28 protein-coding genes and 1 pseudogene are annotated in these 25,173 nt (G+C 62.7%); 17 read left to right on the top strand and 12 right to left on the bottom strand.

From position 1 onward, the window contains the following. Positions 1-141 precede the first annotated feature (141 nt). Positions 142-1,458, top strand: coding sequence for a plasmid replication protein RepC (gene repC, locus AmiPiv_RS20755; RefSeq protein ID WP_252928237.1), 1,317 nt, complete (start codon positions 142-144; stop codon positions 1,456-1,458). A 63-nt stretch (positions 1,459-1,521) separates the two neighbouring features. Here the strand turns inward: repC and AmiPiv_RS20750 are convergent, their stop codons facing one another. From AmiPiv_RS20750 to AmiPiv_RS20740, 3 genes are all read right to left on the bottom strand, one after another. Next, a complete protein-coding gene (locus AmiPiv_RS20750; protein WP_252928239.1) occupies positions 1,522-1,731 on the bottom strand; it encodes a hypothetical protein in 210 nt (69 codons plus the stop codon). A gap of 96 nt (positions 1,732-1,827) precedes the next feature. Next, positions 1,828-2,751: a recombinase family protein gene (locus tag AmiPiv_RS20745; protein WP_252928241.1), complete on the bottom strand. Its 924-nt coding sequence runs from the start codon at positions 2,749-2,751 to the stop codon at positions 1,828-1,830. Positions 2,752-3,201: 450 nt separating this feature from the next. Continuing rightward, positions 3,202-4,311 (bottom strand): tyrosine-type recombinase/integrase, encoded by a 1,110-nt coding sequence (locus AmiPiv_RS20740; protein ID WP_340040436.1) that lies wholly within the window; start codon positions 4,309-4,311, stop codon positions 3,202-3,204. 127 nt (positions 4,312-4,438) lie between these two features. On the opposite strand from AmiPiv_RS20740, the gene AmiPiv_RS20735 reads away from it, so the two are divergent. Together AmiPiv_RS20735 and scpB are read left to right on the top strand one after the other, a co-directional pair. After that, positions 4,439-5,467: a DUF1403 family protein gene (locus AmiPiv_RS20735; protein ID WP_340040469.1), complete on the top strand. Its 1,029-nt coding sequence runs from the start codon at positions 4,439-4,441 to the stop codon at positions 5,465-5,467. Positions 5,468-5,472: 5 nt separating this feature from the next. Then, positions 5,473-6,171, top strand: a complete 699-nt coding sequence (scpB, locus tag AmiPiv_RS20730; RefSeq protein WP_340040434.1) for an SMC-Scp complex subunit ScpB — start codon at positions 5,473-5,475, stop codon at positions 6,169-6,171. Positions 6,172-6,187: 16 nt separating this feature from the next. On the opposite strand, the gene AmiPiv_RS20725 is transcribed toward scpB, so the two are convergent. The 6 genes and pseudogenes from AmiPiv_RS20725 to AmiPiv_RS20700 form a co-directional block, all read right to left on the bottom strand. Further along, on the bottom strand, positions 6,188-7,228 hold the full coding sequence (locus AmiPiv_RS20725; RefSeq protein ID WP_340040432.1) for a TniQ family protein: 1,041 nt from the start codon (positions 7,226-7,228) through the stop codon (positions 6,188-6,190). After that, the gene (locus tag AmiPiv_RS20720) at positions 7,225-8,103 is read right to left on the bottom strand and encodes a TniB family NTP-binding protein (protein WP_340040430.1); all 879 of its coding nucleotides are present in this window, start codon (positions 8,101-8,103) and stop codon (positions 7,225-7,227) included. Before AmiPiv_RS20720 ends, AmiPiv_RS20725 begins: the two co-directional genes overlap by 4 nt. Before the next feature lies 1 nt (position 8,104). Beyond that, the gene (locus AmiPiv_RS20715; protein WP_340040428.1) at positions 8,105-9,757 is read right to left on the bottom strand and encodes a transposase family protein; all 1,653 of its coding nucleotides are present in this window, start codon (positions 9,755-9,757) and stop codon (positions 8,105-8,107) included. 99 nt (positions 9,758-9,856) lie between these two features. After that, a pseudogene (locus tag AmiPiv_RS20710) lies at positions 9,857-10,051 on the bottom strand (LysR family transcriptional regulator); the annotation flags it as partial. 99 nt (positions 10,052-10,150) lie between these two features. Further along, positions 10,151-10,657, bottom strand: a complete 507-nt coding sequence (locus AmiPiv_RS20705) for an Hsp20/alpha crystallin family protein (RefSeq protein WP_340040426.1) — start codon at positions 10,655-10,657, stop codon at positions 10,151-10,153. Between the two features lie 51 nt (positions 10,658-10,708). Continuing rightward, entirely contained in the window at positions 10,709-11,200 is a 492-nt protein-coding gene (locus tag AmiPiv_RS20700) for an Hsp20 family protein (RefSeq protein WP_340040424.1), read from the bottom strand. 59 nt (positions 11,201-11,259) lie between these two features. Here AmiPiv_RS20700 and AmiPiv_RS20695 point away from each other — a divergent pair, with 59 nt between their 5' ends. Together AmiPiv_RS20695 and AmiPiv_RS20690 are read left to right on the top strand one after the other, a co-directional pair. After that, positions 11,260-11,646: a hypothetical protein gene (locus AmiPiv_RS20695; protein WP_340040422.1), complete on the top strand. Its 387-nt coding sequence runs from the start codon at positions 11,260-11,262 to the stop codon at positions 11,644-11,646. Positions 11,647-11,776: 130 nt separating this feature from the next. Then, positions 11,777-12,100, top strand: coding sequence for a DUF982 domain-containing protein (locus tag AmiPiv_RS20690; protein ID WP_340040420.1), 324 nt, complete (start codon positions 11,777-11,779; stop codon positions 12,098-12,100). On the opposite strand, the gene AmiPiv_RS20685 is transcribed toward AmiPiv_RS20690, so the two are convergent. Then, the gene (locus AmiPiv_RS20685) at positions 12,084-12,362 is read right to left on the bottom strand and encodes an usg protein (RefSeq protein ID WP_065996795.1); all 279 of its coding nucleotides are present in this window, start codon (positions 12,360-12,362) and stop codon (positions 12,084-12,086) included. The two genes, AmiPiv_RS20690 and AmiPiv_RS20685, sit on opposite strands and share 17 nt — an antisense overlap. Positions 12,363-13,075: 713 nt before the next feature. Here AmiPiv_RS20685 and groES point away from each other — a divergent pair. The 4 genes from groES (at position 13,076) to AmiPiv_RS20660 (ending at position 15,726) form a co-directional block, all read left to right on the top strand. Next, positions 13,076-13,390 (top strand): co-chaperone GroES, encoded by a 315-nt coding sequence (gene groES, locus AmiPiv_RS20675; RefSeq protein WP_340040417.1) that lies wholly within the window; start codon positions 13,076-13,078, stop codon positions 13,388-13,390. A 56-nt stretch (positions 13,391-13,446) separates the two neighbouring features. Continuing rightward, positions 13,447-15,075 carry a chaperonin GroEL gene (gene groL / locus AmiPiv_RS20670; RefSeq protein WP_340040415.1) on the top strand — a complete coding sequence of 543 codons (1,629 nt, stop codon included), beginning with the start codon at positions 13,447-13,449 and terminating at the stop codon, positions 15,073-15,075. 74 nt (positions 15,076-15,149) lie between these two features. After that, positions 15,150-15,374, top strand: coding sequence for a hypothetical protein (locus tag AmiPiv_RS20665; RefSeq protein WP_340040413.1), 225 nt, complete (start codon positions 15,150-15,152; stop codon positions 15,372-15,374). Between the two features lie 136 nt (positions 15,375-15,510). Further along, positions 15,511-15,726, top strand: coding sequence for a hypothetical protein (locus AmiPiv_RS20660; protein ID WP_065996790.1), 216 nt, complete (start codon positions 15,511-15,513; stop codon positions 15,724-15,726). A gap of 105 nt (positions 15,727-15,831) precedes the next feature. On the opposite strand, the gene AmiPiv_RS20655 is transcribed toward AmiPiv_RS20660, so the two are convergent. Together AmiPiv_RS20655 and AmiPiv_RS20650 are read right to left on the bottom strand one after the other, a co-directional pair. Continuing rightward, the gene (locus AmiPiv_RS20655; RefSeq protein ID WP_065996789.1) at positions 15,832-16,116 is read right to left on the bottom strand and encodes a DUF982 domain-containing protein; all 285 of its coding nucleotides are present in this window, start codon (positions 16,114-16,116) and stop codon (positions 15,832-15,834) included. Between the two features lie 20 nt (positions 16,117-16,136). Continuing rightward, a complete protein-coding gene (locus AmiPiv_RS20650; protein WP_340040408.1) occupies positions 16,137-16,442 on the bottom strand; it encodes a DUF982 domain-containing protein in 306 nt (101 codons plus the stop codon). 335 nt (positions 16,443-16,777) lie between these two features. Between AmiPiv_RS20650 and AmiPiv_RS20645 the strand changes: the two genes are divergently transcribed. From AmiPiv_RS20645 to AmiPiv_RS20615, 8 genes are all read left to right on the top strand, one after another. After that, a complete protein-coding gene (locus AmiPiv_RS20645; protein WP_340040406.1) occupies positions 16,778-17,845 on the top strand; it encodes an RHE_PE00001 family protein in 1,068 nt (355 codons plus the stop codon). Positions 17,846-17,916: 71 nt separating this feature from the next. Next, the gene (locus AmiPiv_RS20640) at positions 17,917-18,138 is read left to right on the top strand and encodes a hypothetical protein (RefSeq protein WP_340040404.1); all 222 of its coding nucleotides are present in this window, start codon (positions 17,917-17,919) and stop codon (positions 18,136-18,138) included. After that, positions 18,125-18,376, top strand: coding sequence for a hypothetical protein (locus AmiPiv_RS20635; RefSeq protein WP_340040403.1), 252 nt, complete (start codon positions 18,125-18,127; stop codon positions 18,374-18,376). The genes AmiPiv_RS20640 and AmiPiv_RS20635 overlap by 14 nt, the downstream gene beginning before the upstream one ends. Beyond that, positions 18,373-21,579: an efflux RND transporter permease subunit gene (locus AmiPiv_RS20630; protein WP_340040401.1), complete on the top strand. Its 3,207-nt coding sequence runs from the start codon at positions 18,373-18,375 to the stop codon at positions 21,577-21,579. Before AmiPiv_RS20635 ends, AmiPiv_RS20630 begins: the two co-directional genes overlap by 4 nt. Positions 21,580-21,689: 110 nt before the next feature. Then, on the top strand, positions 21,690-22,574 hold the full coding sequence (locus AmiPiv_RS20625) for an MBL fold metallo-hydrolase (RefSeq protein WP_287947604.1): 885 nt from the start codon (positions 21,690-21,692) through the stop codon (positions 22,572-22,574). Then, entirely contained in the window at positions 22,574-22,786 is a 213-nt protein-coding gene (locus tag AmiPiv_RS24795) for a hypothetical protein (RefSeq protein ID WP_445206984.1), read from the top strand. The genes AmiPiv_RS20625 and AmiPiv_RS24795 overlap by 1 nt, the downstream gene beginning before the upstream one ends. A 137-nt stretch (positions 22,787-22,923) precedes the next feature. Further along, entirely contained in the window at positions 22,924-23,298 is a 375-nt protein-coding gene (locus AmiPiv_RS24790; RefSeq protein WP_445206983.1) for a TIGR01244 family sulfur transferase, read from the top strand. A gap of 88 nt (positions 23,299-23,386) precedes the next feature. After that, positions 23,387-25,171 carry a SulP family inorganic anion transporter gene (locus AmiPiv_RS20615; protein ID WP_340040467.1) on the top strand — a complete coding sequence of 595 codons (1,785 nt, stop codon included), beginning with the start codon at positions 23,387-23,389 and terminating at the stop codon, positions 25,169-25,171. Positions 25,172-25,173 lie beyond the last annotated feature (2 nt).

Genomic DNA, 25,173 nt, shown 5'->3' with positions numbered 1-25,173 from the left:
ACGGCATTCCGGAAGACCTTCTCTTTAAGTTTGGCGACTGAGAGAATCCCACTTCCGCGAATCATAGTCAAGACCATTCAGGTCGGTTTGAGCGCCAATTCGGCGAGCAGGTTTCTTTTGCCTAGCGATAGGTGAAGAGAAATGCAGACGCATACCCCAACGACACCCTTTGGGCGGCGAACGATGTCGCTTGGCATGATGGCAAGCCAGGCTGTGGCGAAGACCGTGCCGGAAGGCGCGCAGGTCCAGAAATGGAAAGTGTTCCATTCGATCCGGGAGGCACGCGATCTGATCGGCGCCACGGACCGCGGACTCGCCATTCTCAACGCCCTGCTCTCGTTCCATCCGGAAGCGGAGCTCTCGGGCGACGGTGAACTGATTGTCTGGCCGTCGAACGAGCAGCTCATGGCCCGTGCAAACGGAATGCCGGCGACAACGCTGCGGCGGCACCTGGCCGTCCTGGTCGACTGCGGGCTGATCATTCGTCGCGATAGTCCGAACGGCAAACGCTATGCCCGCAAGGGCAGAGGAGGGCAGGTCGAGCAGGCATATGGGTTCGATCTGTCCCCGATCGTTGCCCGAGCGGAGGAGTTCGAGGAACTGGCGGACGCGGTTCGGGCCGAAAAGAATGCCTTTCGGCTTGCCAAGGAACGTCTCACGCTGCTGCGCCGCGACGTCGTCAAGCTCATCGAGACGGGCATCGAGGAGAACGTTCCGGGCAATTGGGGCAGGGTACAGCAGACCTACCAGGCGATTGTCAGCCGCTTGCCGCGATCGGCCCCCCGGCAACTCATTGAGGATATCTGCTGCGATCTCCACGGTCTCTACACGGAGATCCTCGAGATACTGGAATCATTCGCAAAAACACAGAATCCGGATGCCAATGAGTCCCATTCTGGTCGCCACATACAGAATTCAAACCCAGACTCCATATCTGAATCTGAAGAGGGCTCTCGAAAAGAGAATGAAGCGGGCGGCAGCGCCGCGGAAAACGACAACCTGCGGAGCTTGCCGAAGCGAGAGTTGCCCTTGGGGATCGTGCTTGATGCTTGCCCGGACGTGAAGGATTTGGTGCCAGGGGGCGAGATACGCCACTGGCGGGACTTTCTGGCGGCCGCGGAGGTGGCCCGGCCACTGCTTGGGGTCAGCCCCAGCGCCTGGCGAGAAGCCTGCGAGGCCATGGGCGAGGTTCAGGCCGCGATTACGCTCGCGGCGATCCTGCAGCGCACCGACCAGATCAACAGCGCTGGCGGTTACCTGCGCAGCCTGACGGACAAGGCGAGGGAGGGCAAATTCTCCACCTGGCCGATGGTAATGGCGCTTTTGCGCGCCAAGCTAGATGCCCGCCGGTCTTCCGCCGAAAAGCCTACGGAGCCGCAAAGCGATGGGAACAAGGCAGGCGAGCGTTTGGAGGTCTCGGACGCGCTGCTGCGGTCACTGGAACGCCCGAGAAGCTGAGGGTGCCTCGATGAGCCGAACTGCCTTATTTCCTCCGGCCATCCTTCGGCAGAAACTCTGTGCTCAGTCGCCGTCGACAAGCCCGTCGAATGCCTCGAGCAGTGCGTCGACGATCGCTTGGCCAAGAGCGTTCGCGGTTTCACCGATCCGTCGTTCGTCTTCGTTCCGGACCGCTGTAGCGAGATCCGAACCTTGGTCCTCCAGGATCGATTGGGCCCGCGCGATCGCCCATTGCGCGAAGTCGTCCCGGCTGTTGACGGTCATCGTTTCCATTGCAGCGCTCTCCGGGTTCGTTGGCGTATGCTGGCGACGGTCGGCACCCGCGATCTGTACCGCGTTCGCGCCCCAACGTCATTCCGGCTTCCGTGCTCAGGCTGCCTCGAGCAGGCCGCTGCGTTTTGCCCGGTCGAGAAGATTCTTGACGGAAGAGGGCGCCCACCTCGTACCGCCCCGCGGCGTGCGCTCATGAAGGCGCTCGAGCTGGTTTGCGATTTCGCGCAAGGTGAGCTCCGGATTGGAGGAATGGATCCCCGCCACAAGCGTCATCAGGCGGTCCTCGGGCGGTCGTGGCGGCGACTTTCTCAGAAGCGACTTGTCGGCCATGCCTTCGCTGACCATCCACTTCACCGCGCGCCGCAGGCGCTCAGGGGTCCAATCGAAGCCGCGTTGCTTGAGGACGCGCGAGATGTCGTCCCAGGTGTCGTCCGGTCGCATTCGCCGGACGATCGGAAGCCATTGATTGGCAGTGGACTGGATGCGCGCGCCGTAGGCCGCCTTCTGAGCAGCCGTCATCTTGGCCAGCATCTCCGGCCGACGTTCCCGAACCCCAGGATTGCCTGGTAGCCGACCTTTTGCCTTGGCGGCTTTGACGCCTGCTTTCGTCCGCTCCGAGTTAAGAGCCCGTTCCAGCTGGGCGACGGCGCCAAGGACCTGCAGCGAAAACATCCCCTGCGGCGTCGTGGTATCGATGGGATCGCTCAGCGAGCGGAAATAGGCGCCTTTAGACGTCAGCTCCTCGATGACATTGAGCAGGTGGCTCACCGAGCGCGCCAGGCGGTCGAGGCGAACGACAACGAGGGTGTCGCCGGCGCCGATCTCGCGCACAAGCCGGGCGAGGGCAGGGCGGGTCCGCGAGGCGCCGGAACCATGCTCCTGGATGATTGTGTCGCATCCGGCCGACCTCAGTTCCATCTCCTGCGCTTCCGTCGCCTGCTCGTCCGTGGAGACGCGCGCATAGCCGATAAGCCGGCCCTGTGGTCGACGGGAAGAGGGATTGGGCGGTGTTTTGGCCATTTGGAGAGCCTGAGAGCCGTGTTGAAGGCGAATTTACAAACATAGAAGATACGGATAATCGATCGTTTGTAAACGTCTCTTGGCACTTGTTTGTCGAACTCACAGCTGCACAGACGCCGGAAATGTATAGCTTTCGGGCCTCCCGTGCGTCCGGGCGATCGGCTGTACACTCTCGATAGGCGGCCGCTGCCGATAGTGGCCACACGCATCGGAAAAATCGCCGGTTGGTCAAGTAAAGGCTTCACTAGCTTGACATAGGCAAATCAGATAGCGTTGAAACAATGACTTACGAGATCGGCAAACTGTCGCTTGAGACGCTCGTTCGGCCTGTCGCAAAGGCTACCGAGGCTGTCGGTTTTACTTCCCGATTTCAATTGAAGCGCTAAGGTGAAATTCCTGCACTCCCAGACTGCGCCACTTCGGCTGTAATCGGGGAGGGGAGGGGGCTTTTCAGAGCCCGGACGCCTTGGTGAGGTTGGTCCGGAACCGGTCGCGCCGGCGCTGATATTTGCGGGTCATCTCAGCGGAAGCATGGCCGAGCTGCTTCTGGACGTAGCGCTCCTCGATGTCGGCCGAGGATGCGAGACCTGAACGCAGCGAGTGGCCGGCAAACAGGAGCACACGCTCCGCATCCGGCAGATCGGCGCGCACGCCGGCGGCAAGCACGGTCTGCTTGACCAGGCGGGCGACATGCTTGTCGGAGAGCCGTTGGACGTCGACGGTCTTGTTGTCCTTGAAGATGCGGCGAAAGAGGGGGCCTCGCGCAATGCGACCGTACTTGATCCAGGTTTCGAGCGCGACCACCGGGCAAGTGTGGTCGCTAGAGCCGCGGCCGACCTCGACCTCGCGCCAGCGGCTGCCCTTGCCGCGCAGCGTCACCAGCACGCCCTTGCCCGGAAGGATCTCGATCCAGCCGGCACCGTCGCTGTCATCGTCGCGCATGACGTCGAGGCCGACGATCTCGGAACGGCGCAGGCCGCCGGCGAAGCCGAGGAGCAGGATGGCGCGGTCGCGGAGACCTCTCAGGTCGTGGCCGAGCGTGGCGAGCATGGCGACGAGGTCGTCGCCGATGACGGCTTCCTTCACGCGCGGCGGCCTGGTGTGCTTGCGGCGGATGCCTGCGAGCACGGTGGAGATGTGGCGATCGGCCCGGTCGATGGAAAACCCGCGCTGCGTAAAGTTCCAGGAAATGCCGGAGAGTCGGCGCTCGATCGTCGAGACGGAGAGAGCCGGGGCACCGAGCTTGGCGCCGCCGGCGGCGCAGGCGCCGATATAGAGCCCGATCACCTTGGAATCCGGGGGCAGGGTATCGAAACCGTTGCGCCGGCACCAGGACGAAAAATGCTTCCAGTCCTTGGCGTAGGCGCTGCGGGTGTTTTCGGAGCTGGCGTTGTCGGCATAGTCCCGCGCGGTTTCGACCAGATCCTCGACATGCGCCGGGACGCGTGGTGTGGGCTGGCCCATCTCCATGACGAGGTCGATAATATCGGGCAACTCGCCGTCGAGCGGATCCTCGGCCGGGAGATTGCTTTTGGCGGGTTTTGGCGGGGGATTTTCCATGATTTGCGAGGCTACCAGAATATGTCCGGTAATGGAAGCTTACCGGACATAAAACAGTAACGACAGGCGCGGCGCTTTTGGCCCATTTTTGTTGCAAAAACCGCCGCCATGATTCATCCTGTTGGCGATGATTCTGCGCCCGAAATCCTCACCACGCCACCAGGGGCCGATGCTCGCCGCCCCTGCGGCCGCTCCGTCGGTCGCGCTTCCGGACTGGCTGCGGCGCGCCGTTCCCGATGCGCAAAGCCTTGCAGCGAAAGGGTCCGGGCCAAGTGCCCTTGAGGACATCGCGGTTGCCGCCGGCGCCGCGATCGGCGCGCTCGATGCCGTGGTCCGCCGAAAGGAGCGATGGGCCGGCGTGTGGCGGCAGCGACTGGCACTCGCCGCGGCGGCGGTGACGACCAGGCAGGCCGGGCGAACCGAGGACGAAGCGGCGCTGCGCGACGCCGTTCTGCTCACCCGGCCCGGCGACGATGTCGGCCCGGCGGGCCGAATGCTGCTGGCTTGGCGCCGGCTGGCGGCACGGCCCGCGGAGGAACTGCTGACCGAGGCGAGCATCGCCAGCGTGCTTGATGCCTTGGGCCTCGCCCGGGACGACGAGACGGCGAGCGATCTCGCCGAAGAACTTCGGCAGCTTGCGGCGACCGAAGGCACCGTCGGTGTGCTGATCGGCGCCTTCGCGGCCGTCGAGCGGCGCGGCCTTCCGCGCACTCTTGGATGCTGGATCGCCGATGCGATGCTTGCGCAGCGGCTGGGCTGGGCGCACGCCGTGGCGCTGCTCGGCGAAGATGCTGGCGTAAATAGTTCCGGTCGGCCACGGCTCTCCACTGGCATCGCGGCGACGAGCATCGAGGCGGTTCCCGCGCGTGCGAAGACCTTGCTCGCCGCACAGGCGCGTGCGGCGTTGCGCGCCGTCGACCTGTCCGCCGACATCGAGCGCCGGGCGGATCGGCTGATCGCCGTGGCGCCCGGTCTTCGCGCCCGAGGTGCGGACGTCGTCGTCGACCGGCTCTTGTCCGACGACGCGATCGTCGCATCGGCAAAGATCGCCGGTATGAGTGACCGCAGCCTGCGTCGTCTGTTCGAGCGCCTGGTCGAGCTCGGCGCCGTGCGCGAGCTTTCCGGCCGCGCCGCCTTCCGCATCTACGGGATCTGACGAGGATGGCGGAGGCGTCGCGAGCAAGAAGGAAGAAGGGGCGGCCGGACGATGGTCTCTTCGACCGCGAGCTTGACCATCTGCCGCCAGAGGCGCGCTGGAGGGAATGGATGAATCGCGTCGAAGCATCCATCTTTGCGGCCAGCGAGCCAGTCGGCCGCGAGACATTGGCGCGCATCGTCGGCAAAAGCTGCAGCATCGACCTTCTCATCGACGACATCCGCGAGGAGTTGCGCGGCCGCCCCTACGACCTGGTTGCCGTCGCCGGCGGCTGGAAGCACCTGACCCGTCCGGCCTACGCCGACGCCATCCGTACCGCCGTCGGCGCAAGCGAGCGAACGGTCGACCTCACGCAGTCGGAGATGCTGGTTCTGATGTGCATCGCCTACTTCCAGCCGATCACCCGCGCGGAACTGTCGTCCTTCTTCGGCAAGGAGATTAGCCGCGACCTGATCGGCAATCTTCGCTCTCACGGCTTCATCGCGTCGGGTCCACGCGCGCCGCAGCCCGGGGCGCCCTACACCTACGTCACCACGCCGGCCTTCCTGCTCGAGTTCGGGCTCGACACGCTGCGAGACCTGCCCGACCGCGAGGCGCTCGAGGATGCCGGGCTGCTCTCGAAGGAAAAGCTGCTGGCTGGAGACATCATGCCCGGGTTCGAGGATGCCGGCGACAATGGCGACTATGGCGCCATCGACGAGTAAACGGACGTGTTCAAGATCACGGGATTTGACCACGCTGTTTGGCCGCGCGGCCGGTCCGATGACCGGCCACACGCACATAGGCGGTCAGCAGATCGGCAAGGTCAGCACTGGGCGGTATCGGCCGCCTGGATGATCGCGGCCGCGCCTGATGTTCATCCAGGAAATCCGCAAAGCGCGAAATCAGCGCGTCATGACCGCCGGCAGCCACAATCGTCCGGCGCCGGTATGCGTCGACGGTGTCCATGTCGTTCACCAGCCAGTCGGGAGGTTTTGCTGCAAGCGCCTCGAAGCAGCGAATGCGCGCGGCGGTCGAGAGATTCGTCAATGTCCTCCCCGAACGGACCTCGGCGGCGATCGGCGTGCGCAGCACACGCGAGACAGCGTCGTTGGTTCTCGCCGAACCCCTGACCGACTCCACCCGGCATATATCCGCGATCGCGCGTTCCAGGCGGCGTGCGGACGCCTTGACCGAGGCCTTCGGCGCAGCACGGAGGTCGTATCCACATCGCGCGCAAAAATGCTGCGGGACCAAATCGGCTTGGTCGAAGGTCGCGATGCCGGCGTGGCAGGTAGGGCATCGATCCCGAAGCCCGCAGGCATGTACGAAGCACGAGACACGCGATGCCAGCCGCCACTGCCGCCGGAAATACGTGGCCTCGTCCCCGGCAAGGCAAAGCGGGCAGTATTGCATCCAGGTCGAGCGGTTTCGGTGCGCGTTATCGCGCAGCGGCAGCAGGAGCGCTGCCGTGGCCCAGCCGTTCATTGTCATCGACGAGATATCTGCCGGCGCCAGACTTGTCTTTTGGCTGAGCAGCGTGGTGATGTTGCGCGGCAGGCGAAGGTCGAGGCGCGGCGACCACATCCCGTCGCCGAATCCGAGAACGCCAGCGAACGACCGTGGGGCGATGCCGTTCGCGGTTCCAAGACGGTGGAGCCAACTCGACAGCAGTTCGTTCGGAAGCGCCTGGACGGAAACCGGCCACCTATCCGGAGCGACGTCGCCATATCGTTCGCGGACCTCGATCGCGAAACCCGCCCGTGCGGCGCCACCCGTCACAGCAGGTCCTCGCGTACCGGCGCCCGGCGGCGCTTCGTGACCGATACGTAGTTCAGGGCCTCGATGCCCGATTTGGTGATCCGCTCCTCACCGGACCTCACCGCGGCCGCGGCCGCCGTGGAGACGATCGCCACGATCTCGCCAATCAGACCCTCGGAGAGCTGGAAGATCGTGCGCGCCAGGGGTTCATCCGAAAGATTGGATGCGCGGGCGAGCGGCAGCGCGCTCTCAAGGCTGTCGAGCAGCGCAAGAAACTCCTCGCCATATTGCCAACGCGGGACGGCTTGCAGGTCGAAGCGGGTTGCCATTTCGGCGGTCTGGTTGATGAAGTCGTAGACTGCGACCTCGCCGATCAGAACAGGCGAGATGTCGAACTGGCGACCGATCCTTCGAAGGAAGGCAAGCACGGCTTCTACGTCGCGCGCCCTGCCGCGGAGAGCATTGTGGAACTCATCGAAGATCAGGATCCTGGGGTTCAACCTGTGGAGCAGATGATCGATTTGCTCGGCCTTGCGGCCCACGTCCCGGCTGCTGCCCGTCGGCGCGCGCAACGCCTGCAGGATGCTTCCGTAGAAATGGGAAAGACCTGCACCTTCGCGCGTCTGCACCACCCACACGCGTTGCTGTTCGGCTGTTTTCAGATGTCCGACGGCGAACCGTTCGGCGATCATCGTCTTGCCGTTGGCATAGGGCCCGACGAGCATCAGACCGCGGGTCCGCAACGACCGTGGCCGCGACAGAAGCTCGGCAAGGCGTGTATGCGCCGTGACCGCGACCTCGTGTCCGATCCACCGCGGCGCCTGGATGTAGGCGATCCGCTCTTCCGTGCCGTGGTCGAGGTGGGGACGAACGTGATCAAGCAGATGGTCTGCCACGTCACCAATCCTCCACAGGCAAACGGCGCTTCTGGCGAACGGGATGGTCGGCAGGCGCCGCTGTCGCCGGCCGCATCGCGTCATAGGGCTTGAGTGCGTCTGCGGCATGAGATTTTCGCACTGCATTGCGAAGCTCGGCCTTAGACGGTTTCGGTCCGCCGGCGATGTCCGCGATCTGCCGGCGGAGCTTCACCTTCTCGACATCCGTGCGCGCATTCGCGGTGCGCCGCTGCAGCCGGTCGGCCTCGTGCTCCCACAATGTCATCGGAGCGAGCATGCCGTCGCGCCGCCCCACCGGCCGAGAATCCCTCGTCTCCGGATCCCTGATATAGACGTGGCTGATATCGCGTGGATCGTACCGAACCTCGAGCTTGCCCAGCCGGTCCCGCTGCGGGACCAGGCTGCCCAGCCAGGACGAGTAGTAGTCGAGCGCGAACATGCTGACGCCCTGCGGCGACAGGCTCCGCTCCGTCCCGGGCATGAATGCCAGCAGAACCCGCATGGGATCGTCGTCGAAGCGCGCAAGATCGTGCGCCTGCCGGTCCCATTCTGTTGCCGGCACCTTCAGCGTCCTCGCGTTCTCCTGAGTGTTATGGTCGATCACCGCGAGCGCTACGCACCGTTCGAGATCGGCGAAGCTGAGACGCGCCCGCCGCTCGGCAGGATACTGGTCGCGGTCCTCTACGGATCGGCCGGTCGTGCCGGGCTTGGTTGCCAGAACCGAATTGAGCTTCCCGAGCAGCCTCTCGACCACGCCGCCCTGGTGAACGAGACCGCGATCCCGGTATCGGATACGGATGCCGTAGTCCTCGCACCCGCGCTGGAAGGCATTGCCCTTGAACTCCTTGGCCGAGTCGGTGACCAGCGACCGAGGCCGACCGAACATCGGCCAACCATGCTCGATGCTGCGTGCGGTCAACCATTCTTCCTTCGGACACATCGCGTGTGCCAGGCATAGCGCGACCGACAGCGCCGATGGCTTTTCGAGCGTGAGGCAGAAGCCGAGAATGCAACGTGTCGCCACGTCGGTGACGATCGTGAGGTAGGCCCGGCCGATGAACGTTCCGCCGCCCTCTACGACCTCGACGAAGTTTATGTCGGTCGGAGTGTGATCGATCTGGCAGACATCGAGCAGACGCTCGGCATGGATGTAGCCCGGCCGCGGCCTGAGCCGATGGAGATGCTTCGGATTCGCGGATCGCTTCTTCGCGATCTCCTCCGGGCTAAACAGCGCAGGAATACGTCGGGCCACCGTAACGTAGGACGGCACAGCCAAACCAGCCTCTTCGCAGCGGGCGCGGACCTCGGCTACGACTGGAGCGAGCGGCGGAGCCTCCAGGACAAGCCAATGTTCGCGCAGCGTCGTCGCGATGATCTCTTCGGCTTCCGGCTGAAGCCGCTTCTCGCGGATTCCGTCCCCTCTGGGCAGAAGCGAGGCCACGGTCCGGTCGACACGGTATCGTGTCAGTAGATTGTAGATCTGTCGGGTCGAGAGGCGCAGCTCGGCCGATGCGCGCGCGATTGCAGATTGCCGCGGACCCGGTCCGTCGAGAATTCGGTCCAGCTCGCGAGCGACCCGTCGCGCCGCCAACCATGCTTCATCGGAACGGGCCAAGGCCGCCGGCTTTTTTCGGCTTTGCGATCGATAGGTCAAATTGAGCGGTCATTGAAATCGCTAGTGAAAAATCGCCTCCATTGTAGCAGCCAAACCTAAACAGCATATGACGTTCGGACTTTTGCTGTCCCCTGTTCTCTATTTCGGTGGTCGGGCCATGAATTCCCGCACCTCCTCGGCTATCCAGGTCCGGAAGGCACGAACTTTTGGATGGTCCCGATTGCCTGCCCGGTGGACGAGATCATATCCCCATTCGACGTCCATCTTGGCTTGCGGGAACACAACCACAAGGCGGCCTGCCGTCAGGTCTTCGGCGACCAGCACATTGCGCCCGAGGGTGACGCCTTCCCTTCAAATCGCCGCCTCGATCGACATGCTCTCGAGCGTGTAGCCTGGGAAGCGGCATCGGCCGCTTCCCAGGCTATCCAGACGTCAGCTTTTGATTTCAATGCGTTTTGCCTGCGACTGCGCTTTCACCGTCTTCGGCAAGGTCACGGACAGGACGCCGTTCTTGAAGCGAGCGTCGATCTTGTTCTCCTCGACCTCGTAACCGAGGGGGATACGACGCTCGAAGCGGCCGTAGGTGCGTTCCGAGAATTGCCGTTCCTTGTCCTCCGTCTCCGAACGCTTCTCGCCTCGCAGCGTCAGCACGCCGTCATCGAACAGGACCTCGATGTCCTTCTCGTCCATACCGGGCACTTCAGCCGTCACCTTGATCTCCTTGTCGTTGTCGGAGATCTCGACGCTCGGCCAGTTCCCGCCGAAGGAGGACGCTCTGCCGAGGGACGGCAGGCGTCCGTCGAAACCGCGGAAGACATCGTCGAACAGCCGGTTCACCTCGCGATGCAGCGACAGGAACGGATCGCGCTCGTTGTCGCGGAACAGGCTCGGAACGCGGCTCTCTTCATGCCCCCAGGGGATAAGATCGCGTACGCTCATCGTTCGTCTCCTTTCATTGTCTCTGGCTTTCCCGGATTCCTCCGGATCGCCTCAGGCGGCCTGCTTCTCGGCCCGCTTATCTACGGCCTTGACGGTCCTGGCCTCGATGCGGGAACCGGCATTGCCGCTACCGATCTCGATCTTGCGCGGCTTCATCTCCTCGGGAATCTCGCGCTGGAGATCGATCGTCAGCAGGCCGTTGACGAGGCTGGCTCCGGTCACCTTCACATGGTCGGCGAGCTCGAAGCGGCGCTCGAACGGCCGCCCGGCGATCCCGCGATGCAGGTAGTCGCCGTTGTCTTCCGCCGTTCTCTCGCCGGAGACGACAAGCATGTTGGGCTCGTGCACGATACTCAGTTCGTCCTGACCGAAGCCCGCCACCGCCATGGTGATGCGGTAGGCGTCCTCGCCGGTTCTGGCGATGTCATAGGGCGGCCAGTTGTCGACGCTCGGCGTCCGGCTCGCATTCTCGAGCAGGTCGAAAACGCGATCGAATCCGATGCTCGACCGGTAGAGCGGGGAAAAGTCGAATGCGGTTCTCATAGCCATATCCTCCATTGCTGAGCAACATGGGTACGAGGAGCGCCAAGGATGAGCGCTCCTTGACCTTGCCGACCCCGGAAGGCGCCGGCGGATTCGATCTGGGAATTCGCTTTCCGCGCGTCAAGAGGTCGATCGCGGAACGTCCTTCGCCGATGCGCATTGTCTTGCCGTCGTCGGCGGGATTCGTCTTCCGGCCGGCGCCTTCCATATCAATACGCAGGAGAGCGACCATGCCCTTGACGCGGGAAGAGATCGTATCGGTCCTTGGGCCGACCGACGAAACGCTCGTCGCCGACATCCTGTCCACCGGCGCTTCCTTCGCGGAACTGCGTGAGGCCTGGGCATGGCTCAACGAGGACGAAGCGCTGATGGGCGAAGGACGGCCGCTGCCTGGCACGCGCGTCGCGGAACTGATCGAGCTGCTGGACGCCGATGAGGACGATTGAGCGTTCCGGTGCCGGCATGAAGGCTCACGGTCTTGATGTTCCGCGCGCCGCACCCATCTCAACCATAGATGCGCGTCGCCGACGCCATCTGATTGCTTGCTCGCAAAAGACGTCAAAAACGGAGGAAGTGATGAACGACGTTCGGTTTCCCGAACCTGTAACCCTCGAATTCCCCACCGCTTCGCGCAATGTCGCCAGCAGCTTCGAGGCGCTGGAGTGCCTGGACCAGCAGTGGCCGGAATGGGCGCGCGGACGGAGCTGGCGTGCTGCCGCACGCGCCTGCCGCGATGCGCTGGATGGCTGGCGCAGCGCGCGCGACGCGCGCAAGGCGTTCCTCAAGGCAGCCAAGCGGGCCGGACTGGTGTCGTCGGAAGTACGGCCTCCTCGTAAGTCGCGCCCGCTACGGGTGATCAATGGCCTGCGGCCCGAGATGAGCCTCAGTGGATGGCAATGACACCGTCGACGGCCCGCCATTCCGAGGGTTCGATGAGGCGATGGTGGGCGACGCGTACCGAGTGCAGCGCGCCCTCCAGTTCGCGCTCCCAGTAGCCGAGGAAGCCTTTCAGTTCCGGAAAGTGGGGCGCCAGATCGTATTCCTGCCAGACATAGAGCTGAAGCAGGCTCGGATGGTCGGGAAGATGGTAGTGGATCTCGGCCGTGGTGAGGCCGTAGCCTTCCATCTGCAGGCGGAATCCCCTGCTGACCGCAGTGACCATTTGCGTCTCCTCTGCCTCAGGCCTTCATGCATCCAGATGATCGGAAGTGTGCCGTCGATCACCTGTCGAACGTGGTGGCGCAGCCGCCCTGTCGAGCCGGCATAGCGCGTCCATGATCTGGTCGAAGGAGACCGGCTGCTCGGCCCCCGGCGGCCGACGCAGCGCCGGGACGGATTCGACGGCGCAGGCATCGGAGGCCCAGGACGACAGGATCGCCCGCTTCTCCTGGATGTCGAGTGGATGTCGAGCGCATCGTCGTTCAGGACGTCGTCGGGATGCCTGAAATGCCTGGCCGGCGACAGCAGCCGGTCAAGCGCAAGGTCGGATGTTTCGGGAACGAGAGAGGGAATAATCGGTGTGGGATTCTGTCGGTCCATCTTGATCCTCCGTCTTTCCAAAAAGCTCCTTTGCACAGGTTTCGACTTCACAGCCTCACCTATGGCGAAGCTTGCGATAATTTTGTTCGACCGGCCGGAAAATTCAAGCGGGAAACGCGCTGCCGCACTCCGATTAGCCGCGTGTTTTCATGGCACTAGCACTTGATCGGTGCGAGTGACAAAAATTTTTGCGAAGCCTCTTGAAACCGGAAATTCGTAAAACTAGCTCGATATGCGCGCGATGCCGAAAGGGTCGCGCGAGCCCCGCACCGGTCCAATATTGCTGGTCCGGTGTGGAGGAACTTCAACAATCTGTTTGTCCTGAAGGAGAACGATATGACGTTCCGTCCATTGCACGACCGTATCCTGGTCCGCCGCATCGAAGCCGATGAAAAAACGGCCGGCGGCATCATCATTCCCGACACCGCCAAAGAAAAGCCGCAGGAGGGCGAGGTCATCGCCGTCGGTCCCGGCGCGCGCGACGACAGCGGCAAGCTCGTCGAACTCGACGTCAAGGCCGGAGACCGCATCCTGTTCGGCAAGTGGTCCGGCACCGAGATCAAGCTGAACGGTGAGGACCTGCTCATCATGAAGGAAAGCGACGTGATGGGCGTGATCGGTGAGACGGCCACGCTGAAGAAGGCCGCCTGACGGCTTCTTTCAACATCAACCAGTCAACGAAAGCTGCCTATCGAAGGAGTGATCCAATGGCTGCCAAGGAAGTGAAGTTCCATTCCGACGCGCGCGAGCGCATGCTGCGCGGCGTCGATATTCTCGCCAATGCCGTGAAGGTGACGCTCGGCCCCAAGGGTCGCAACGTCGTCATCGACAAGTCGTTCGGTGCGCCGCGCATCACCAAGGACGGCGTGACGGTCGCGAAGGAAATCGAACTGGAGGACAAGTTCGAGAACATGGGCGCGCAGATGGTGCGCGAAGTGGCTTCGAAGACCAACGATCTGGCCGGCGACGGCACCACCACAGCGACCGTGCTCGCCCAGGCCATTGTCAGGGAAGGCGCCAAGGCCGTCGCCTCCGGCATGAATCCGATGGACCTGAAGCGCGGCATCGACAAGGCGGTCGACGCCGTGGTGGCCGAGCTGAAGGCCAATGCCCGCAAGATCACGAAGAACGACGAGATCGCCCAGGTCGGCACCATCTCGGCAAACGGCGACGCCGAGATCGGGCGTTTCCTTGCCGAGGCGATGCAGAAGGTCGGCAACGAGGGCGTCATCACGGTCGAGGAAGCCAAGACCGCCGAGACCGAGCTGGAAGTCGTCGAAGGCATGCAGTTCGACCGCGGCTATCTCAGCCCGTACTTCATCACCAACCAGGACAAGATGCGGGTCGAACTGGAGGAGCCCTATGTGCTCATCCATGAAAAGAAGCTCGGCAATCTCCAGGCCATGCTTCCCGTCCTCGAAGCCGTGGTGCAGTCCGGCAAGCCGCTGCTGATCATTGCCGAGGACGTCGAGGGCGAGGCGCTCGCCACGCTGGTCGTTAACAAGCTGCGCGGCGGCCTCAAGGTCGCGGCCGTCAAAGCGCCGGGCTTCGGCGATCGCCGCAAGGCCATGCTGGAGGACATCGCCATCCTCACCGGCGGCACGGCGATCAGCGAGGATCTCGGCATCAAGCTGGAGAACGTCACACTGCAGATGCTCGGCCGCGCCAAGAAGGTGGTGATCGAGAAAGAGAACACCACCATCGTCGACGGAGCCGGCCGCAAGGAAGAAATCCAGGGTCGCGTCACGCAGATCAAAGCCCAGATCGAGGAGACCACCTCCGACTACGACCGTGAGAAACTCCAGGAGCGACTGGCCAAGCTCGCCGGCGGCGTCGCGGTGATCCGAGTCGGCGGCGCTACGGAAGTCGAGGTCAAGGAGAAGAAGGACCGCGTCGACGACGCGCTGCACGCCACCCGTGCGGCGGTCGAAGAAGGCATCCTGCCCGGAGGCGGCGTGGCCCTGCTCAGGACCGTTAAGGCGCTCGACACGTTGGCGGCCGACAATGCAGACCAGAAATACGGCATCGACATCGTGCGCCGCGCCATAGAGGCGCCTGCCCGCCAGATCGCCGAGAACGCCGGCGCGGAAGGCTCGATCGTCGTCGGCAAGCTGCGGGAGAAGACCGACTTCGCCTGGGGTTGGAATGCCCAGACGGGCGAATATGGCGATCTCTACAGGCAGGGCGTGATCGATCCGGCCAAGGTCGTGCGCACCGCGCTGCAGGACGCCGCTTCGGTCGCCGGCCTTCTGGTGACCACCGAGGCAATGGTGGCCGAGAAGCCGAAGAAGGAAGCCGCCCCCGCCATACCCCCCGGCGCCGGCATGGACTTCTGACGCATCAGGCAAAGCGCTCGCTCCCGGTATCGGGAGCGGGCACCCTCCGACCGCATAAAGAATGGAAGGCCATCATGAACGCGATGACCGACACCGGATCGATCCCCGCGCCGACGCATTCACCGAGCGAATTCCTCGCCTACGAAACAGAATGCCGCAGCGCATTGAAGCCGCTGCTGACGGGCCTGCTGGACATGGCCGTGTCCGCCGGCTGGAACCGGCGCACCGCCGCGTCGGCGCTGATGTATCTGGCGGCGCAGCAGGTGTCGGCGGCATCGGAAACGTCCATGATCGGGTGAAGCTGAAGGCCAGTTCTCGCCGACTACCGGTGGAACCGCAGTCCCCGGCGCGCGGGCGTAAACACCCTTTTGGTTTTCAACAGGGCATTGACGCGATATGGTCCCGGCGAGTGGGGGCCAATCGAGGGCCGGACCGATGCAGGAATACCTGGATCATAAACTCGAATGCCCCTATTGCGGGACGATCCGGCTGCGCATTCCCGCCGACGCCACCGAGTCCACCGAAATCAGATGTGATGACTGTGGCAAACCTCTGGGCACCTGGGGCGAGTTGCAGGACGATTTTGTAAAGCAAGGCGGCCACGACGGCGTTTTCCGGCTGTCGAGAGGCAGGATCAAACGGATCGAGTGAAAAGGCCGCGCGTTCCAATATCACGCTGCGCATCTTTACGCATGCTCGTTCCGAGAAACGGAGAGCGGCGACACCATGGTCGCCGCCCCGAAATTGCGCTGCGGATCAGGCGTGCAACCATTGTCCGGAGTCCATCACCGGCGGCATCGTCCCGTCCTCGGCCAGGATGTCCTTCTTCCTGGCGAACCGGACCAGGATCCCGCGCGCTGTCTCGGCGTCGATTTCGCCAGCCAATGCGGCTTTGCAGGCGCGGATCGCCGCCCTTTGCTCCGGACTGTTTCCACACCAGTCCACGACGAACTGGTAAGCGTCCACGACCGAGTTCAGTTGGCGCGGAAAGCCGAGCCCGACCCACACGCGGACAGGCTTTTCGAAGGGTTGAGAAAGCATCGTATCCTCCCTTCGTCGCGTCAGGCGGCGACACCGCCAGTCTCGCCGGCTTTCGCCCCGGTCATCCAGGGCATCGCCATAGAGACATCCTCGAGGATTTTCGCCGAACGGGCAAAGCCGGCGAACGCGTCGCGTGCCGCCTTCAGCGGCACAAGGCCATCGAACGCGCTGTGGCACGCCCGCGTCGCCGTTTCATAGATCGCGCCACGGCGGTGCTTGGGCCACTCGTGAAGAAAGTCGCAGGCATCCTCGAGACAGGCGATCTCCTGGATAAGGCCCTCTGCGGCCCTCACGAATACCGGACTTTCGAATGTTCTCTCGCTCATTGAAACCTCCAATGGTTGAACGATTTCAGCTGTTTGAGGATGGCCGCCCCGCAATCGGCAGCGGCCATGAGAAATATGTGAAGGCCGACTTCCAGCGTCAAGGCTCATGAAGTTGCGAATATACTGAGACGCCAAACCGAACGGCCGGTGTCCCTCCGCCGCCTTGAAAACTGCTAGTTTGCTCTCCACCCCATTGCGGACGCCGGCTTCGCATACCTCCAACTTGTGAGCGGGCCGCACAGTGAACGAAAATTGAAATCGTTAGATGAAAATCACGCCCTTGTTGGGGCGCAAACACTTGCGAAAGCAGGCTTTCTTCCGATTGAAATCGGGAAGTGAAAGCGACAGCTGAAGATCACCTTGCGCGGCTTGACGAGCAGGTCCGGCGGAATCCGGTCGGCGAGGGCTTCGTCGAGCGCGGCCATTTTTTCGATGCGGCAGCCAGCATGTGGGTGGGAGGTGATCTTGTCCATATAGACGACCTGGTTCTCCATGATGAGAGGATGGACGTTAGGGCGCCCACGCACGAATTGACGATCGCTCACCGAATCCTGCGAGCCCGACGACGCATCGCCGGTGCAAAATCGGATTGGGCGATGAGCGACGCGGGGATCGGTGCGCTGACCGGATACGGAGATCGTGACTATGAGGCCGGGGCAGGGGAGGCGACGCCCGCGAGCGAAGGGCCGGCGGACCTTGAGTCGATGGTTGTGGAAGACGATCCACTGGCTCGCGAGCTTGCGAATATCGACGCGGTCCTCGAGCAATCACAGCGTCTCCTCGACAGGGTATCTGACGCTAAAAGCAGCCGCCAAGAACTCGTTGTCGGCGATCTTGTCGTTCGAGATCCCGACTGGGATGAAGAGGATCGGGTGGCGCAGTGGAAGCATGTCCTGCGCGATACCGATGATCTGCCGCCGACGCTTGGCGCCGCACTCATCTGGGATGCGTGGGAGTCGCTCGAACCGATGCAACGCCAGCATTGGCTAGGCGCGCTATTGGTCGCTGCATATCTCCGCGCCCGGGGAAAGGTGGCGTCACACCTGTTCGGCTTCAATATCGGGCTGAAGGCGGTTCCGAGGGAACGGCGCCGGTCCCACAACCGGGTGACCCGACTGCTCTCCTTCCTCGATGCAATGTCGGCCTCGGCGGAAACCGGCATGAAGGAAATTGCTCGACTGGCCCAGGCGCGGGAACAGATGACGCGACGCTTGAACGGCCGCCGGTCGTCGAGCAGCCTTCCGACGGCCATCGAACTCGTCCTGTCTAGGCCGGTCGTGTCGGCGCCGATGATAGCCAAACGTGCCAAGGTGACGCAGCGCGCCGCTCTCAATCTCATCAGCGAACTCGGCGTGCGAGAGTTGACCGGGAGAGGGCGGTATCGCGCTTGGGGCATTATCTAGGGGTGCCGGATCGGGAAGTTAGCGACAAATATTACCGTGCGTTCAATATCATGAATTACGAGGTCTGACCGATGGCTACTCTTCTACGTGATATCTTTGCCAAGCCGGTCGACCGTTCGATCGATGGGGTGATCAAGGCTGACGACAAGGCCAGCCTCCTGACCGAGCTCGATGAATATGTCATCACCAACGAGATCGGCGCCCGCCTGGAGCAATTCCTCGACGCCTACAACAATTACGATACCGCAAACGGCGTGTGGATTTCGGGCTGCTGTCGAGGTGGAGCGGCTTGACGATGCCTTTGTCGATGCCCGTGTGCTGGTCGAGGTGCCGGTCGGCAGCCGGAAGGCGCTGCTGGTGCCACAGGCCGCGCTCATCACCCGCTCAGGGCTCGATTTCGTTCGCGTCATGCGCGAGGAAGGCGAAGTCGAGCGCGTCGTGGTGCCGGGCGAGACCGTCATGCGCGACGGAAAAGCCTTCGTCGAAATCCTGACTGGCCTTGCCGCCGGCGACAGCGTGATCTTGCCATGACAACACCTTCCCATCGCCTTGGCATGGCGGGCGCACTGACCCGCGCCTTCATCACCTCGCCGCTGACGCCGCTTTTCCTCATCGCCGCACTCGCTTTCGGCCTTCTGGCGCTTTTTGCCCTGCCGCGCGAGGAAGAACCGCAGATTTCCGTGCCGATGGTCGACATTCTCGTGCGCGCCGATGGCCTCAAGGCCGACGACGCCGTCAAGCTCGTCACCGAGCCGCTGGAAGTGATCGTCAAGGGCATTGACGGTGTCGAGCATGTTTATTCGCAGACCCGCGACGATGGGGTGCTGTTAACGGCGCGCTTCCTCGTCGGAACCTCGGCTGACACGGCGGTCCTGCGCGTTCATGACAAGCTGCGCGCCAATATGGATCGCATTCCCGTCGGCATTCCTGAACCGCAGATCATCGGACGCGGCATTGATGATGTCGCCATCGTGTCACTGACGCTGACCCCAACCCTGAAGACGGCCGACCGGGTCGACACCAACGAACTGACGCGGATCGCCCGCGAGTTGAAAACCGAACTCGCCAAAATCGACAATGTCGGCCTGACCTATCTCGTCGGCGCGGCTGACGAGGCGATCCGCATCGCGCCCGACCCGGCGCGGCTGGCGCTTTATGGCGTCACGCTGCAACAGCTTGCCGGCAAGGTGCAGGGCGCCAACCGGGCGTTTCCGGCCGGCACTTTGCGCGATGGCGGCGAACAGATCATGCTGGTCGCAGGCGAGACCCTGGCGACGCCAACGCAGATCGGCAATCTGCTTTTGACCTCACGCGATGGCCGCCCGGTCTATGTCCGTGATGTCGCCAGGGTTGAGTTTGCGACCGAACCGGAGGATGCGCTGGTCTCGACCGTGACACGCGACGGCGACCAGATCGCCCGCGTTCCGGCAATTACGCTGGCCCTCGGCAAGCGCGCCGGCTCCAATGCCGTCACCGTTGCCGACACTATTCTCCAGCGCGTCGATGTATTGAAAGGCTCAATGATCCCGGACGAGATCACTATTGAGGTAACGCGCGACTATGGCGAGACCGCCAATGAGAAGGCCAACGAACTGCTGTTCCACCTCGGACTGGCGACCATTTCGATCATTCTTCTCATATGGTTTGCGATCGGCTGGCGTGAAGCGATCGTGGTGGCGGTGGTCATCCCCGTCACCATCCTGATGACGCTGTTCGCCTCATGGATAATGGGCTATACGCTCAACCGCGTCTCATTGTTTGCGCTGATTTTTTCCATCGGCATTCTGGTCGACGACGCCATCGTCGTCATCGAGAACATCGCCCGCCATTGGGGCATGGGCGACGGCCGCCCGCGCCGTCAGGCGGCAATCGAGGCGGTAGCGGAGGTGGGCAACCCCACTATTGTCGCCACGCTCACCGTCGTGGCTGCGCTTTTGCCGATGCTGTTCGTGTCGGGCATGATGGGGCCTTATATGAGCCCGATCCCGGCCAATGCATCGGCGGCGATGATCTTTTCCTTCTTCGTCGCCGTGATGGTGACGCCATGGCTGATGCTGAAGATTGCCGGCAAATCGCCATTGCCTGTGCATGGCGGACAGGGCCAGGCCAGCGGAGGTCTCCTCGGACGCCTTTACGCTGCAAGCGCCCGGCCGATCCTGAAAAGCAAGGCGCGCAGCTGGATGTTCCTGATCGGCGTCGGCGTGCTGACGCTGGGTTCGCTGGCGCTGTTCTACACGCAAGCAGTGACCGTCAAACTGCTGCCTTTCGACAATAAATCCGAGCTTTCGATCATGATCGATCTGCCGGAAGGCTCGTCGCTCGAGGCAACGGACGCGCTGGCGCAAGCCGCGGCGCGGATCGTACTGGCCATGGACGAGGTGAAGTCGGTCCAGACCCATGCCGGGGCGGCTGCGCCCTTCAACTTCAACGGACTGGTGCGCCACTCCTTCTACCGCACCGATCCGCATCTGGGCGAGGTGGCGATCAATTTGCTGCCGAAGGGCGAGCGCGCCCGCGCCAGCCACGACATCGCCCTCGATATCAGGCAGCGTTTAGCTGTACTCGATATGCCCGCAGGCACCAGCCTCAAAGTGGTCGAGCCGCCGCCGGGACCGCCGGTGATGGCAACGCTCCTGGCCGAAATCTATGGCCCCGACGCAACCACCCGTCGTGAAGTAGCACAAAAAGTCGAAGCCGCGTTTCGCTCCGTGCCCTATATTGTCGATGTCGACAATTCCTATGGCACGGCGGCGCGCCGGCTGCGAGCGACGATCTCAACCGACGACCTTGAATTCTTCCGCGTTGAGGAAGGTGACGTGCTCGACATCATCGCCATTCTCAATGGCGGCATGACCGTTGGCTATTCGCATCGCGGCGAAGGGCGTCAGCCCATCCCCATCCGCATCGAGCGGCCGAAATCCGAACGCCGCCTTGATGAACGTTTCCTGACGACGCCGATCCCCGCCAATGTGCTGCCGGGCGATCGTGGCGTGGTCGAACTGGGCGATGTGGTGCAGATTTCCGAAGAACAGGCGTCATTTCTGGTTTTCCGCCGCAATGGCCGTGCTGCCGAGATGGTCACGGCCGAGCTTGCCGGCGCGTTCGAAGCGCCGCTCTATGGCATGATCGCCGTGCAGGAGGCCATTGACGCGCAGGACTGGACTGGTCTCGAAAAGCCGGTGATCTCGCTTCACGGCCAGCCGCAGGACGAAAGCGCGCCAACTCTTTTATGGGATGGTGAGTGGGAGGTGACATGGGTCACCTTCCGTGACATGGGCGCAGCCTTCATGGTAGCGCTGCTTGGCATCTACATCCTCGTCGTTGCCCAGTTCGGCTCCTTCAAGGCGCCGCTCGTCATCCTGACGCCGGTGCCACTGACCTTCATCGGCATCCTTGGCGGACACTGGCTGTTCGGCGCGCCATTTTCTGCCACCTCGATGATCGGCTTCATCGCGCTTGCCGGTATCATCGTGCGCAATTCGATCCTGCTGGTCGACTTCATCCGCCACACCGACGCCAAAGGACGGCCTTTGACGGAAATCCTGATCGAGGCGGGCTCGATCCGCTTCAAGCCGATCCTTTTAACCGCGCTCGCGGCCATGATCGGTGCCGGTGTGATCCTCGCCGATCCGATCTTTCAGGGGCTGGCGATTTCGCTGCTGTTCGGGCTCGCCTCATCGACGCTGCTGACCGTCCTCGTCATCCCGGCAATCTATCGCGTGCTCAGGACGTGAGGTGGTTGAACTCAAGCTCATCCTCGGACTGGCATGCAATGGCGCAAGATTGTCGAAATGGGTTCGGTATATGATTTGCTTCTGTGGTTACGATGAATTGAGGTTACAACATGCCTTCCAAGCCTGAAGTTACTGGCTTTTATGACCAGCGCACGGGATCCATTCAGTACGTCGTCGCCGATCCGACAGCGAAGAAGTGCGCAATCATCGATCCGGTGCTCGACTATGACGAGAAGTCGGCGGCGACTGCGACAACCCATGCCGACGCCATCCTGAAATTCATTTCCGACAAGAGCTACGAGGTCGAATGGATCCTTGATACCCACCCGCATGCCGACCATTTTTCTGCAGCGGCCTATCTCAAGGACAGGACTGGCGCGCCGACCGCGATCGGTGAGAAGGTCACCGACGTGCAGAAGTTGTGGAAGGATTTCTACAACTGGCCGGATTTCCCGGCCGACGGCTCGCAGTGGGACAAGCTCTTCGCCGATGGCGAGACGTTCAGGGTCGGCAATATCGACGCGAAGGTGATGTTCTCGCCCGGCCACACGCTGGCCTCGATTACCTATGTCATCGGCGATGCCGCCTTCGTCCACGACACGCTGTTCATGCCCGATAGCGGCACGGCCCGCGCCGACTTTCCCGGCGGTTCGGCCAGCGTCCTGTGGACGTCGATCCAGGACATCCTCGCCCTGTCTGCTGAGACCCGCATCTTCACCGGCCACGACTACCGGCCCGGCGGGAGAGAGCCGATGTGGGAATCGACCGTCGCCGAGCAGAAGGCGAAGAACAGCCACATCTCGGTCTACAGGACCGAAGCCGAGTTCGTGGCCGCCCGCGAGGCGCGCGACAAGACACTTCCCATGCCCAAGCTGATCCTGCACGCCCTGCAAATCAACACTAATGCCGGGCGGCTGCCCGCGCCTGAAGACAATGGCCGGCGCTATCTCAAGATCCCGCTGAACCTGCTGGAAGGCGCGGCCTGGGACGATTGATGGAAACGATGCTGCTTTCGGACGAAGCAAGGGAACTGAGAGACAAGGTCGGTGACGTCACCGCATTCCTCAAGAAGCTGTCCAATCCCGACCGCCTGCTGCTCGTCTGCGCTCTCGTCGATGGCGAGCGGTCGGTGCGTTCGAGGCCGGGCTCGGCATCCGCCAGCCCGGCCTGTCGCAGCAGTTCGGCGAACTGCGCGAGGCTGGACTGATCGTCGGGCGCAAGGAGGGCAAGCAGGTATTTTACCGGCTTGCCGATCCGCGCGTCGAAACCGCGGTCCACATCATGAACGACCTGTTGTCCGTACCTCACCAATTAAGCTCAACGTGGTAACGCACGAGTGGAAGGATGCCGAGAGCCATGTGGCCATTCAGCCTATTTCACAACTCTTCCCAGCGGAAGATCAGAAAGATAGACGAGCAATTCTCGACTGCGGGTCAGATACGCCCGGAAGACATAAAGGGGTTGGCGCACCAGGGCTTTGTAGCCATTGTTTGTGCACGCCCCGACAATGAACAACGAGATCAGCCGTCGTTTGCCGAAATTGCGCATGCAGCCAGGCAATATGGAATGAAGGCCGTTCACATCCCCGTCGGGGGCGTTCCTTCGCCCGATCACATTCATCGGCTCAAGAAGGTAATGGCGACAACAGATGGCCCCGTATTGAGCTATTGCCGTTCCGGCGCCCGTTCTGCAGCGCTTTATCTGTCAATCCGACGGTAAATTCTCCTACGGTCCGAGCGTACGCTGTCATATTTTCTTGTTCGCGACCGTCGCCTATTATCTATCTCCTAGCGCCCGAAAACGGTTTATGACTTTCGCTTCCCGATATTTTCCCATTGTCCATTGGGCCAAAGCTTACAACGGTGCGGTTCTGACCAGCGACTTGCTGGCGGCGGTGATCGTCACCATCATGCTGATCCCGCAGTCGCTGGCCTATGCGATGCTCGCCGGTCTGCCGCCTGAAGTAGGTCTTTACGCGTCGATCCTTCCGCTGGTCGCCTATGCGATCTTCGGCACCAGTCGCACGCTGGCGGTCGGACCGGTGGCCGTGGTCTCGCTGATGACGGCATCCGCGGTTGGGCAAATCGCCGCCGACGGCACGCTCAACTATCTCACCGCTGCCATCCTTCTTGCACTGCTGTCTGGCGGCATGCTCGTGGTTATGGGGATCTTCCGGCTCGGCTTCCTCGCCAACTTCCTGTCGCATCCGGTGATTTCGGGCTTCATCACCGCATCCGGGCTGCTGATCGCCGCCGGCCAGTTGCGCCATATCTTTGGCGTTTCGGGCGGGGGTGACACCTTTCCTAAAATTCTTCTTTCCCTCGCGAACCAGCTTGGCGCCGTCAATCCGACGACGCTAGCCATCGGCATCGGCGTTCTGGCTTTCCTCCATTTCGCCCGCAAATATCTCAAACCGCTGCTGATCGCGATCCGCGTGCCCGCACGCCTTGCCGACATGATGGCCAAGGCCGCGCCCATCCTTGCTGTCGCCGTGACGGTTGTCCTGGCCGCAGGCCTCGATCTCGGGTCGCGCGGGGTCGCGCTCGTCGGCGAAATCCCGCAGGGCCTGCCCGCATTCGGCGCTCCTGCCCTCTCGCTCGACCTGATCTCGGCGCTGCTTGTGCCTGCCTTCCTGATTTCCGTGGTGGGCTTTGTCGAATCCGTGTCGGTCGGGCAGACGCTCGCCGCCAAGCGGCGGCAGCGTATCGATCCCGATCAGGAACTCATCGGTCTCGGCGCGGCCAACATTGCCGCCGGTCTCTCGTCCGGCTATCCGGTCACCGGAGGCTTCGCCCGTTCGGTGGTCAATTTCGACGCCGGCGCGCAGACACCTGCGGCCGGAGTGTTCACTGCGGTCGGCATCGCGCTCGCCGCATTGTTCCTGACGCCTTTGCTTGCCAGCTTACCGCAGGCGACGCTCGCCGCCACCATCATCGTCGCGGTGCTGTCGCTGGTCGACTTCGGAACCGTGCGCCGGGTCTTTGCCTATTCTAAGTCCGATTTCGCCGCCATGGCCGCCACTATCCTGGTGACGCTGGGTTGGGGCGTTGAACTAGGCATCGTCGCCGGGGTCCTGTTGTCGCTGCTCCTGCACCTCTACCGGACCAGCAAGCCGCATGTCGCCATCGTCGGGCAGGTGCCCGGTACCGAGCACTACCGCAATGTCGAACGGCACTCCGTCCTCACCACTCCGGAAATCCTGTCGATCCGGGTCGATGAAAGCCTCTATTTCGCCAATTCGCGCTTTCTCGAAGACACGATCGCCGCCCATGTCGCCGACCGGCCGGACCTCGAGAATGTCATCCTGATGTGTTCCGCGGTCAATGCAATCGATGCCTCGGCGCTCGAAAGCCTCGAGGAAATCAACCGCCGCCTTGCGGATGCAGGCCTTGGGTTTCACCTTTCCGAGGTGAAGGGCCCGGTGATGGACCGACTCAAGGACACGGAATTTCTTGAGCACCTCAACGGCAGGGTGTTCCTCAGCCAGCATGAGGCCGTTTTGATGCTCGATCGAAACCATACGAGCGACAGTCAGGCGGCGAAGCCAACGTCGGAAGGAACTCAAATTTCTGCAGGTGCCTCCCGACCGTGAGC

Origin of the sequence: Aminobacter sp. Piv2-1 (assembly GCF_037625995.1) — a bacterium.
Taxonomy (GTDB): domain Bacteria; phylum Pseudomonadota; class Alphaproteobacteria; order Rhizobiales; family Rhizobiaceae; genus Aminobacter.
The sequence above is the reverse complement of the archived record's forward strand: the minus strand, read 5'-3'. Positions and strand labels throughout refer to the sequence as shown.

Bases quoted from the DNA above. Each gene is read 5' to 3' on its own strand.
- AmiPiv_RS20615 (WP_340040467.1), top strand. From the start codon at position 23,387: ATGACTTTCGCTTCCCGATATTTTCCCATTGTCCATTGGGCCAAAGCT.
- AmiPiv_RS20640 (WP_340040404.1), top strand. From the start codon at position 17,917: ATGGCTACTCTTCTACGTGATATCTTTGCCAAGCCGGTCGACCGTTCG.
- AmiPiv_RS20665 (WP_340040413.1), top strand. From the start codon at position 15,150: ATGAACGCGATGACCGACACCGGATCGATCCCCGCGCCGACGCATTCA.
- AmiPiv_RS20740 (WP_340040436.1), bottom strand. From the start codon at position 4,311: ATGGAAAATCCCCCGCCAAAACCCGCCAAAAGCAATCTCCCGGCCGAG.
- AmiPiv_RS20745 (WP_252928241.1), bottom strand. From the start codon at position 2,751: ATGGCCAAAACACCGCCCAATCCCTCTTCCCGTCGACCACAGGGCCGG.
- AmiPiv_RS20690 (WP_340040420.1), top strand. From the start codon at position 11,777: ATGAACGACGTTCGGTTTCCCGAACCTGTAACCCTCGAATTCCCCACC.
- AmiPiv_RS24795 (WP_445206984.1), top strand. From the start codon at position 22,574: ATGGAAACGATGCTGCTTTCGGACGAAGCAAGGGAACTGAGAGACAAG.
- groL (WP_340040415.1), top strand. From the start codon at position 13,447: ATGGCTGCCAAGGAAGTGAAGTTCCATTCCGACGCGCGCGAGCGCATG.
- AmiPiv_RS24790 (WP_445206983.1), top strand. From the start codon at position 22,924: ATGCCGAGAGCCATGTGGCCATTCAGCCTATTTCACAACTCTTCCCAG.
- AmiPiv_RS20700 (WP_340040424.1), bottom strand. From the start codon at position 11,200: ATGAGAACCGCATTCGACTTTTCCCCGCTCTACCGGTCGAGCATCGGA.
- AmiPiv_RS20660 (WP_065996790.1), top strand. From the start codon at position 15,511: ATGCAGGAATACCTGGATCATAAACTCGAATGCCCCTATTGCGGGACG.
- AmiPiv_RS20685 (WP_065996795.1), bottom strand. From the start codon at position 12,362: ATGGTCACTGCGGTCAGCAGGGGATTCCGCCTGCAGATGGAAGGCTAC.
- AmiPiv_RS20625 (WP_287947604.1), top strand. From the start codon at position 21,690: ATGCCTTCCAAGCCTGAAGTTACTGGCTTTTATGACCAGCGCACGGGA.
- AmiPiv_RS20735 (WP_340040469.1), top strand. From the start codon at position 4,439: ATGATTCTGCGCCCGAAATCCTCACCACGCCACCAGGGGCCGATGCTC.
- scpB (WP_340040434.1), top strand. From the start codon at position 5,473: ATGGCGGAGGCGTCGCGAGCAAGAAGGAAGAAGGGGCGGCCGGACGAT.
- AmiPiv_RS20750 (WP_252928239.1), bottom strand. From the start codon at position 1,731: ATGGAAACGATGACCGTCAACAGCCGGGACGACTTCGCGCAATGGGCG.
- AmiPiv_RS20705 (WP_340040426.1), bottom strand. From the start codon at position 10,657: ATGAGCGTACGCGATCTTATCCCCTGGGGGCATGAAGAGAGCCGCGTT.
- repC (WP_252928237.1), top strand. From the start codon at position 142: ATGCAGACGCATACCCCAACGACACCCTTTGGGCGGCGAACGATGTCG.
- AmiPiv_RS20650 (WP_340040408.1), bottom strand. From the start codon at position 16,442: ATGAGCGAGAGAACATTCGAAAGTCCGGTATTCGTGAGGGCCGCAGAG.
- AmiPiv_RS20630 (WP_340040401.1), top strand. From the start codon at position 18,373: ATGACAACACCTTCCCATCGCCTTGGCATGGCGGGCGCACTGACCCGC.
- AmiPiv_RS20655 (WP_065996789.1), bottom strand. From the start codon at position 16,116: ATGCTTTCTCAACCCTTCGAAAAGCCTGTCCGCGTGTGGGTCGGGCTC.
- groES (WP_340040417.1), top strand. From the start codon at position 13,076: ATGACGTTCCGTCCATTGCACGACCGTATCCTGGTCCGCCGCATCGAA.